Below are 10,645 nucleotides of genomic sequence, written 5' to 3'. Positions count from 1 at the left end.
CTCACGCTAGGTCAATACAGCCATGTCAGTCATGCCCTCTGCCCGTGTGGCCATCGTCATGCGGACCAGGAACCGCTCGCTGCTCCTGGACCGTGCCATCCGCGACGTGCTGGCGCAGTCCTTCACGGATTGGCTGTTGGTGCTGGTCAACGACGGCGGGCGGACCAGCGAAGTGGACCCCGTCGTCGAGAAATACCGCGACGAACTTGGCGAGCGGGTACTGGTGATCCACCATGAGGTGGGGCGGGGCATGGAAGCGGCGTCCAACGCCGGCATCAAGGCCTCGAACTCCGAGTACATCGCCGTCCATGACGACGACGACAAGTGGCACCCGGATTTCCTCGCCCGCACCGTGGCGCACCTGGACGCCACGGATGACGCCGGAGCCGCCGTCCGCACCGAAATCGTCTATGAGCGGATCGTCGGCGAGAGCGTCGAAGAGACCAGCCGCGAAATCTTCTGCGCGGACATCCGCGCCATCACGCTCTTCGACACGCTGAGGCACAACAGGTGCGTGCCCATCTCGCTCCTGTACCGCCGGGCGCTCCATGACGAGGTCGGCTACTTTGACGAGGACCTGGACGTCGTGGGCGACTGGGAGTTCCAGCTGCGGGTCCTTCAGTCCCACCGGATCGGCTTCATCGACGGCGAGCCGCTGGCCTTCTGGCACCAGCGCCGCGAATCCACCGGGGACCTCGGCAACAGCGTCATCGTCTCGGACACCGCGCACCAGGACTTCGACCGCGCCGTCCGCGAAAAGCACCTGCGCAGTCACGTTTCCGAGGCCGGCCTGGGTGCTCTCCTGTATGTCACCAAGCACCAGGACACGGAAGCGCACCACTTCCACAACCGCCAGAACTACTCCGAGGGGCTGCTCCGGGAGCTCATCGACCGCTCCGCCCGGTCCGAGGAGCGGCTGCGCCTGCTGGAGGAGGCCATCAGCGACGCAAGCCTGGTGAGCCTGCTGCGCCGGCGCTACCGCCGCCTGAAGGACCGCCTGCGTCAGCGGTAGGGGCCAGCCGACCGAGGAGCCGGGCGATGTGCCCGGTTCTTCGCCAGTTTTTCATCTCATTTGCCTGTCCACGGGACAGGTGTGTATCAGCCTGCCGTCGACCACCCACGCGCCGCGGGCCGGAAGAGGACATCTAAGTGAAGATTGTTGTTCAAGGGGATCTCGGCCAGGCTGCGTACCACGTGGGGGACGAGGCCATGGCTGTCGCCGCCGTGGACGAGCTGAAAAAGCGGATGGACGCCGAGTTTGTCCTGCTGTCCCGCGACCCGGTACAGAGCTCGCGGCTCTACGGGGTGGGCGCTGCCCAAACCGTCGAGTTTCCCTGGCCTCCCGCGGAACGGGCCCGCCATCTCGATTTGGTCCGGCGGGCCGCCGCCGGCGACCGATCGGCCCTGCCTTCCGCTGACCATGCGTGGTCAGTCATCGAAGCGATCGGGGAGGCCGACGGCGTGCTGATCGCCGGCGGGGGCAACATGAACTCCCTGTTCGGCTGGCTGCTGTACGAACGCGCCGCCGTCGCGCTTATCGCAAAACAGTTGGGAAAGCCACTGGTGGTCAGTGGCCAGACGTTCGGGCCCGCGCTGCTGCCGCAGGACCGCACCGTTCTTCAGGAGCTGCTGGTCTCCGCCGCCCTCGTAGGCGCCCGCGAGCCATCGTCCTACGCTTTGGGGCTGGAACTCGGCCTGGAACCTGAAAAGTTGGTGAGGGTCCTTGACGACGGAAGCTTCATTGAGATGCCTTCTCCGTCGGACCAAGTGGATGCTCTCACGGACCGGCATGGACCTGAGCTGCCGGACGGGCAGTACATCGCGGCTACATTCGGCCCCGACGCATGGCGGGAAGGGAGCAGCAACCTCCCGGCACTGGCCGCCGTCCTCGATCGTGCCGCCGATTTGACCGGTCTGCCCGTGTACCTTCTTCCCCACATGGGCCCTCTCGGGTCCGAGGACTCGGGCGGCGACCATGATTCGCACCGGATCCTCGTCGAGAATTCCCGCAGCGGCCGCCTCAGGACTCTCCCCGTGCTCCCGGTGGGTGAAGCCGCGTCAATCACCAAAGCGGCCCAACTGGTACTGACAAACCGCTACCACCCGGCTGTCTTCGGTCTGGCGGCAGGAGTGCCAGTGGTGGCCGTATCCAACGATGCCTATTCAGATGTCCGCCTGCACGGAGCGATGGGGAACTGGGGCATGGGGGACTGGTCCCTTCCCCTCCCCAGCCTTGCTTCCGGGGCCATGGACAGCGGAATAGCGGAGGCTTGGTCGCGGCGCGAGCAAATCCGCCAGCATCTCGCGCACGCACTCCCCGGCGTTGTGCAAAGTCAGCAGGAGTGGTGGGATGGCGTGGCCGGCGTGCTGACGGGCGCACAAACGGAAACTCCCGCCGGCCTGGCAGAAGTAAGCCAGTTGGCCGCAGAAGGCTCCTGGTCCGAAGAGGCGAAGGAGCAGAGGACCCTGTTCCGTGCCCTGAGCGGCAGCATCGGCCGCCTGTGGACCGAACTGGACGATGTAAGGTCCGAGCGCGATGCTCTGGCCCGAGACCATGCCGAACTGGTTCGTGAACGGGACGCCATTCTGTCCTCGCGGTCCTTCAGAATGGCGACATACCTCCGGCGAAGCGCCCATGCCGTGGGACGGCTCAGGGGCCGACGGCCCTGAGGCGGCTTAACGCCGCCCCTTCGCCGTCGGCCTCAGGGCATCAGCTGGCAGCGTGACCCACCACAACCGGCGACAGTTTGGACTGCTTGGTGGCGTCACCGAGTTGGCCGTACTGGTTGTCGCCCCAGGCGCGTAGCACACCGTCGGTCCCTAGCGCATACGCCGCAGTGTGGCCCGACGCCACGGACTTGACGCCGGCGAGGCCGTCCAGTTGCATCGGAACAGCCCTCGACCAGGGCCATGCGGTTGAAATCCCAAGCTGGCCGTAGTAGGTGGACCCCCAGCCCCAGACGCTGCCATCGGCCTTGACTGCGAAGGCGGTCGAGTTGAAGGCTGCGATGCTGGTCACGTCGGTCAGCCCTGACACCTGTACCGGAGTTTTTCGGTGGTCATTGATTCCGTCTCCGAGCTGCCCTTGCAGGCCGTAGCCCCAGGACCACACTGTTCCGTCGTTCTTGAGCGCGTAGGCGCTCCCGGCGCCAGCGGCCAGGGCTTTGACGTTGTCTAGCCCCAGGACCTGAACGGGAACGGGGGAGTCAGTTTCCGTTCCGTTGCCGAGCTCGCCTACTACGTTCTTCCCCCATGCCCAGACTGTTCCGTCCTTCTTCAGGGCATAGACGCTTCCCCAACCGCTGGAGATCGCCGTGACGTCGGTGAGTCCGAGGACCTTGACCGGAAGCAGCCTGTTGGTGGTTGTTCCATCGCCAAGCTCACCGTTCCAGTTGTGACCCCACGACCACACGGTTCCATCGGCGTCCAGGGCGTAGACGCTGTAGTAACTCGTATCCACGGTCTTGATGCCGGTCAGCCCGGGGACCTGTACGGGCTGGAGCCGGGTGGTGGTGGTTCCGTCGCCGAGCGTTCCGCCGTCGTTGTACCCCCAGGACCAGACGGTCCCGTCGGATTTAACGGCGTGGGCTGAACCTGTCCCGCCAGCGATTGCCGTCACGTCCGTCAGTCCGGAGACATCTACCGGCAGCGTGCGGCTTGCCGTTGTTCCGTCCCCGAGTGCACCGGTTTCGTTGTAACCCCAGGCCTGGACCTTGCCGCCGTATGTGAGGCTGTAGGCCGCCGAGTACCCGCCCGAGACGGCCTTTATCTGTTCTGGTGACCCTTCCGCCGGGGGATCGGGTTCAGGCGTCGGCACGGGGTCGGTCGACCCGACCGGGGGAAATGCCGTTGCCAGATCCCACACCCAGCGGTCCAGGACAAACCGCTTTGAAATAGACAGCGGGACACTGTCCACGAGTGTCTTGTCGATGATCGGAATGGACAGCCGGACACCAACTCTGAGCGTTCCTTCGATGAAACTCATAACTGCGAATTTGTACCCTGAGGCGTCCCCGGTGACTTCGCCGAGCACTCCTCCCTGAATGCCGACGATGAAAGCCGGGCCGCCGACGTCGTACAGCTTGGTGATTGCGTCGACCGTAGGTCCGACGCTCGCTTCGATGGCGCCGGATACCTCAGCGTCACCGTTTCTCCCGAAAACCGGTGTGGAGTACGTGGTGTTCGGTTCAGTGCTTCTGTTCTCCAGGCCCCGGGCCGTTGAATACTTGAAACCCAGGTCCTGCGTCCGTTGGACAGCTCCCTCGACCTTGGTTGCCACCTGGGCCGAGAATTTGCTTTCGAATGACACATCGAGGGTGTTGGTGATGACGACGGGTACGGGGCCCACGAAGAACACAGTGGGTTTAAGTTTGATCTGCGCGATGCGCTTCTTCAGCGCTTCGGTGGTTTCCACGCTGAGGTAGGCTTCCGCGCTGAATTTCACTTTGGCCGAAGTGACCAGAACGAAGCTGAAGTCGTGGACGGTGACCTCGATCTTTCCCCAGTTGAATGACGAAGATATGTCGGACACGAGGCGCACGCCGAGTCCCAGCTGCGCCTTGCCTGTCAGGGAAATGCCCCCGGCTGCCTTAATGGCAGCCTTGCTTGCTGCCATGGATGCGCTGGATGCTTCGGACAGATCGCGCTTGGGTTGGCCCGTTTCGAAGTCGTGCTGGACCGTCAGGGTGAGGGACTCCGTGTGGTCCAGCGCCGCGCCGTTGTCCGGTGCTGCGCCAGCGGTGGTCGCCTGAGTTTGTATGTTCAGGCGCTGCATCTGGGCGGCAACGCTCAGTGTCTGCGGGGCACCAACGTTGGGGTATGGTGCAAGGTCGACGTTCTCGGCTGTGGCCACGCCTACAGCGTGCCCGCCGTCGTCGATTACTTCCACGCCTGCCGTGTCCTCGGCGCCGGGGCCGACGTTCTGGTCTATGGCGGCAGCGTCGAGGTCATCCAGTGCGACTGTCTGGTCAAAGTTCGCTTGGCGTATGGCGTCCGTAATCGCTGCGGGTGCGGTTCCTGCTACCCACCCGGCTGCGGTCTCGTCCAGCGAGGTAACCCGGCGCAGGATTCCTTCCGGCGCCGAGGGGGGTTGGTGCCGAGACGATGACGTCACCAGGAGTGACTGCGGGCCGTTCCGCGAAGGTCACGTCTTTGGCTGACACCGCGGAGGGCGCGGCGCTGGCGCCGGGCGCGTCCAGAACGACGAGTTCGTCTGCCACCACCGTTTCGGAGGCCGCCGGGAGCGACGCCGTGACGGAGACATTCGATGAAGACGTGCGCCCTGCCCGGTCCGTTGCCCGGACTTCAAAGGCATAAGTGCCCGAGGCCGGCACACTGGTGTCGAAACTCCAGTGGCTGCCGCTTGATGTCTGCCTGACTGCGGGTACACCCACAGTGTTTCCTGCGACTGACACGACCATGGAGCGAAGGCCCATCTGGGGCGACTCCACGTTGCCCTCAATGCTGAACATTCCCGTGTCGCTCAAATCGAGGCTGGCGAGGGGTGCCGGCGCCGTTATCGTCACTGCCGGCGCCACGGCGTCCCCCTGCGATGCTTCCGCTGACAGCAGACTGCCGAGGGGAATGACACCGGCAGAAACCGCTCCCGCGCTGACGTGCAGTTCCGGTCCGCCGGAGGCCACCGGTATGAAGGCAAGCTGTGGGGCAGCACCAGCACCGGCATCCACTACAGCTCCGCTGGTTGCCGCTACTTCAGCGCCGCTTGTGGCCAGAACGGGAGTATCTTGGGCCGGAGCAGCGGACACGAGCGCCAGCACCACGGCGCTGTCCCCGGATCGAGGTGCTTCGAAGGCCATGGCTTTTCCAGACGCGACGTCGATCTTTTGGAACGGGCCCGACGCTGCCGGTACAAAGCTGCCGGCCACGTTAATGCTGGATGAGCTGGATGCTGCATCCGGAATGAACCCCCGCACATCCAGCCGAAGTTCACCCGATCCGTTCGCCAGGGAGGCCTCAACGGATCCGGCATCGTTTGGTGTGACGATCGTTGTGATAGTTGTGGCACCCCGACGAACGTCCAGTCGCTGACCGCCCAGGAGCAGCGCAGAGTCCTCGCTGGCATCAACGGTGGCGGTCACATAGACCGCCCGGACTCTGGATGCAGGGATACCGCCCTGACCGGTCAGGCCGATCTCAATGGGCGCAGAGGATAGGGAGGACCCGGCTAGGCCGCGCCGGGTCTCCGCCCGAGTTATCGGCTGGGCAAGGGCAACGGTGGAACCGGGGGACTCAGGGCGACCATCGAAGGTGGCGATGAGGTCTGCCCGTACGTTGGTTTCTGAGGTGGCGCTGATTGTCGCTGCTGCATTGGCAAGCGGTGTCAGCACTGTGGCCGAGGCGGAATGACCGGCTGCGACGCTGAGCGCCGGCGCCCCGCCGATTGAGACCGTGGCACTGCTGCCTGCGTTTCTGACCGTCAGCCGGACCAGGGCCGAGGCATGGCCGGCAGCTCGCGGGCCAAGATTCGCGGTTATGTCCCTTCCGGGCGAGACCCGTTGATCACGGGCTGTGAATCGGAACATGAATGCCGCCATCGCGTCGCGATTGACGGGCTGCAGCGGCCGGTATGTTTTCCGTCCACCGCCTTCGTCCCACCCCTTGGATATGCCTGTGGAATTCAGCCACGTTATTTCTTTGTAAAACTGCGTGGTGGGTCTGAGATCCGCGAAGGGTGATGTGGACGGCGGGGTGAAATCCGGGCTGCCAGCCATCCGGTACATGAAGGCAGCCATGGCATCCCGGTTGACGGCGACAAAGGGACGGTAGGTTGTGACTCCGCTTCTTTCCTTCCAGCCAGTCGAAATCTTGCTGGAGGACAGCCAGGCGATGTCCTTGTAGAACTGGTTACCCAGTGGGACGTCAGCGAACGGTGGTGTGGTTGGAACCGCGAAGGCTTGCTTGCCCATAAGCCTGTACATGAACGCTGCCATCGCATCCCTGTTCACCGGCGTCACTGGCCGGAATGTGCCGTCCGGCCAGCCAGTTGTTACTTCGTTCGCCGCGAGCCAGGTGATCTCCTTAAGGAAAGGGTAGGAGGACGGCACGTCCCTGAAGGACCGGGCACCCGACACTGACCGGGCATCGGCGTACACCGCCGGCGTTTCCTCGGAGAGGCTGGAAGGCGGGGCGTCGACGGCGTTGGATGGTGAAATTCCTGTCACCAACAGAGAAACGACCGAAAGAAGGGCTGCAAGCCGCCACAAACGACGGCCGCGCACAGATGTAGCTTGCAAGTTTTCCCCCAATGGCTTCCGCCCCCATGGCCCTCAGTTGTGACGGCGCAGATATCCCCGAGATCAGAGATAATGGACCGCAGGGCGTAATGAATTAGCCGAAGTATACTTGCCGCGATCCTCGTGCCCGCGCACTGCTGTAACAATTCACCTAGATCAGCCCGATTTCCCTGTGCCCGGCAACTGCAGTCCGCCTCGCAATCCCTCTGACACTCCCCGTAGACTCATCCTGAACGCGGCGGGGGCCGCGTCCCATGATTGCGTCCCGGCAGCAGCGCCGGAAGGACGCCGGACAGGATGGTCTCGATGTTTGTCATGCGCCGAACACGCTTTTCTGCCCTCATGACGTCTGCCGGCATCGCCGCGCTCATGGCAACTGCTGTCGTCGCGCCTTCTGCATCGGCCGCCGATGACACCACACCGCCGCTGCCTTCCATCCCTCGCACGCCTTCGGTTGTCACCCCGCCCACGGACCAGTTCATCGTGAAATTCAAGGACCCGGCTCGGTCCGGATCATCTCTCCGCGCCCGGTCCTTCGGCCGGGCGGCGGCCACGCTTGGGGCCACGGCGAAGGATCTCCGCGCAACGGCCGGCGGAGCACGTGTTGTGCGCACCAGCAAGGAACTGGGCGGCGGCGATGCCAAGAAGCTTTTGGCCTCGCTGCGCGCGGACCCTTCAGTTGCATACGCCGAGCCGGACGTCAAGCTGCAGGCGAAGGCCTCCGACCCACAGGACACCTTTTATCCCCTCCAGTGGAATTTGTCCGCGGAAATCGGTGGCATCAGGGCCACCGGCGCGTGGGACGTCACCCAGGGTGCCGGCCAGGTAGTGGCCGTCATCGACACAGGCATTACCAGCCATCCTGACTTGGACGCGAACATGCTGCACGGCTACGACATGATCTCCAATCCCGACGAGGCCCGCGATGACGACGGCCGCGACCCCGACGCCACCGACATGGGCGACGCGACGGACATCGGGCAGTGCGCTGACGGATCAGCAGCAATGCCGTCCTCCTGGCATGGCACCCACGTGGCCGGCATCATCGCCGCCGTCGCTGGCAACAACGAAGGCATCGCAGGTGTTGCCCCTGAGGCGAAGATTCTGCCGGTCCGGGTGCTGGGGCCCTGCGGCGGACAAACGTCGGACATCGCGGATGCCGTCCTCTGGGCATCGGGAGCCACAGTGGACGGAGTGCCGAACAACCCGCACCCGGCCCGGGTGATCAATCTGAGCCTGGGTGGCCTGCTGCCAGAATGCCCCCGCGCTTTCCAGGACGCCGTTGACACCGCTACGGCGAGGGGATCCGTTGTGGTTGCGGCGGCCGGCAACGAGATGACGCAGGCCTCCAAATCAACCCCCGCCAATTGCGCGAACGTCGTCAGCGTCGCAGCCAGCGGCCCCAGCGGCGCCCTGGCGCCGTATTCCAACTTTGGTCCCGGCGTCGACATCACCGCCCCAGGGGGCGACATGTCCGCTGATCCGTCGGGCGGAATCCCGTCCCTGACCCACGACGATTCGGACACGCCGGAGATCGAGAATTACGCCTACGCCGAAGGCACGTCCGCCGCAGCGCCGCACGTGTCCGCTGTAGCCGCGCTTCTCATGGCCCAAATGGGCCCGACGGCGGCACCGGCCGCCGTCGTAGCCCGCCTTCAGCGGACTGCTAGGGCCATCCCGGGCGGCTGCCCGCAGGGCTGCGGCGCCGGGCTGCTGGATGCCGCCGCGGCGGTGCTCCCTGATCGCGTCCGCATCACCATGCTGGTGCCCACCGGTGACCTGAACGGCGACCGGAAGGCCGACGCCGTGGCGAGGGACAGCACCGGCACACTGTGGCTGTATCCCGGCAACGGCCGGAGCGGCTGGCTGCCCCGCGTCCGGGTGGGCGGCGGGTGGAACGTGATGACCTCGCTCGTGGGAGCTGGCGACATGAACACCGATGGCAAGGCAGATGTGCTGGCCAGGGACACGACGGGATCACTATGGCTGTACCCGGGCAACGGCCGCAGCGGCTGGCTGCCGCGCGTCCGGCTGGGCGGTGGCTGGAACGTGATGACCTCGCTCGTGGGAGCTGGCGACATGAACAGCGACAGCAAAGCTGACCTGCTTGCACGGGACAGCGCCGGGACCCTGTGGCTGTACCCGGGCAACGGCCGCAGCGGCTGGTTCCCGCGTGTCCGGGTGGGCGGTGGCTGGAACGTGATGACCGCGCTTGTGGGGCCGGGCGACATGAACAGCGACCGGAGAGCTGACCTGCTTGCACGGGACAGCGCCGGGACCCTGTGGCTGTACCCGGGCAACGGCCGCAGTGGGTGGCTCACGCGCATCCGTCTGGGCGGCGGCTGGAACACCATGCCAACCATCGCCGGACGCGGAGACTTCAGCGGTGACGGCAGGAACGACGTCCTCGCCGTGGATGCCGCCGGGGTCCTCTGGCTGTACCCCGGCACCGGCGCCGGCGCCTGGTTTCCGCGCATCCGGATGGGCGGCGGCTGGGGATAGTTCTCAGCGCAAACGTGCTGGGCCCAAGTCCTAGGACTGTTTTGTTACCTGCGGTCCGTCACGCTTCGATGCATTTGCAAGCCTCATTGTGAGCGGGTGACGGCATACCTGCTGGTCATCGCGTGCCCGAGGCAACAAGTAGTGGGTGAAGCCGAAAAACGAGTACTCATTGTGGGTGCGCTCTAGTTGCGCCTCACCTAGGGTAGGTAGTCCGATAAGTCCTCTTGTCACAGGGGCAGAACCGCAAGCCCAGATGGGAGTTTCTGCGCGGACAGACCAGTGATGGACTCCGCGCTCACTCTTCATTTACACGCTGCACGGTGAGGTGCAGTCACAATCAAAGCAAAAGCACGAAGATGCATCCCCGCGGTGTTCCTTGGGTTTGCCGCACTTTGTTTTCTTGCCGCGCCGAATGCGCTGACGGAAAATGTGGATGCGTGGACAAGGCGGAATATCTGCTTTGGATGGAAATTCTCACAAAAAAATATGGGTCGTAATAAGAAGAAAGCTCTTTCAGCTTGTGCCTTGGTGGGTATGGAGCTACGACAAAATGCTTGGGCAAGCCTGGCCACAACCGCCAAGGCAAGGACTGCAACGGCCACTGGCGGCACTGGGGCAAGGACAAAGGCAAGCGGCCATGACAAGGGCAAATGCCACGGCGAGCTGCCCAAGTACCCGCAACCCAAGGATCCGGTGCACCCCATCTACCCACAGCGCTAGTCCCGCACACCGAGGGCGGCACTCCCAGCCACGCGCAATTAGAAGTTGGCAAACGTTGTGCGCTGTTCTAAGCGCTGGAACGTAATGCAATTATGCATGTCCAAATCATGCTTAGTTCACGCAATGAAAAAAGTTTGATCAAATAGCGAATCTGGTCTTTTCAATATTGG

5 protein-coding genes are annotated in these 10,645 nt (G+C 64.2%); 3 read left to right on the top strand and 2 right to left on the bottom strand.

All coding sequences use genetic code 11. The annotated features are described in order from the left end of the window. Positions 1-22: 22 nt before the first annotated feature. Both ACHMXB_RS12165 and ACHMXB_RS12160 read left to right on the top strand, forming a co-directional pair. On the top strand, positions 23-1,012 hold the full coding sequence (locus ACHMXB_RS12165) for a glycosyltransferase family 2 protein (protein ID WP_395398571.1): 990 nt from the start codon (positions 23-25) through the stop codon (positions 1,010-1,012). A gap of 137 nt (positions 1,013-1,149) precedes the next feature. Continuing rightward, the gene (locus ACHMXB_RS12160; RefSeq protein ID WP_395398570.1) at positions 1,150-2,670 is read left to right on the top strand and encodes a polysaccharide pyruvyl transferase family protein; all 1,521 of its coding nucleotides are present in this window, start codon (positions 1,150-1,152) and stop codon (positions 2,668-2,670) included. Between the two features lie 40 nt (positions 2,671-2,710). Here ACHMXB_RS12160 and ACHMXB_RS12155 read toward each other — a convergent pair whose 3' ends face one another. Beyond that, positions 2,711-3,985, bottom strand: a complete 1,275-nt coding sequence (locus ACHMXB_RS12155) for an RCC1 domain-containing protein (protein WP_395405250.1) — start codon at positions 3,983-3,985, stop codon at positions 2,711-2,713. 982 nt (positions 3,986-4,967) lie between these two features. Then, positions 4,968-7,181: an S-layer homology domain-containing protein gene (locus ACHMXB_RS12150; RefSeq protein WP_395398569.1), complete on the bottom strand. Its 2,214-nt coding sequence runs from the start codon at positions 7,179-7,181 to the stop codon at positions 4,968-4,970. A 414-nt stretch (positions 7,182-7,595) separates the two neighbouring features. On the opposite strand from ACHMXB_RS12150, the gene ACHMXB_RS12145 reads away from it, so the two are divergent. Next, positions 7,596-9,755 (top strand): S8 family serine peptidase, encoded by a 2,160-nt coding sequence (locus ACHMXB_RS12145; protein ID WP_395398568.1) that lies wholly within the window; start codon positions 7,596-7,598, stop codon positions 9,753-9,755. Positions 9,756-10,645: the final 890 nt, after the last annotated feature.

This window comes from Arthrobacter sp. UC242_113 (assembly GCF_044054585.1).
Classification (GTDB): Bacteria; Actinomycetota; Actinomycetes; order Actinomycetales; family Micrococcaceae; genus Arthrobacter.
This window is presented reverse-complemented; position numbering and strand designations above follow the sequence as displayed.

Bases quoted from the DNA above. Each gene is read 5' to 3' on its own strand.
- ACHMXB_RS12165 (WP_395398571.1), top strand. From the start codon at position 23: ATGTCAGTCATGCCCTCTGCCCGTGTGGCCATCGTCATGCGGACCAGG.
- ACHMXB_RS12155 (WP_395405250.1), bottom strand. From the start codon at position 3,985: ATGAGTTTCATCGAAGGAACGCTCAGAGTTGGTGTCCGGCTGTCCATT.
- ACHMXB_RS12145 (WP_395398568.1), top strand. From the start codon at position 7,596: ATGACGTCTGCCGGCATCGCCGCGCTCATGGCAACTGCTGTCGTCGCG.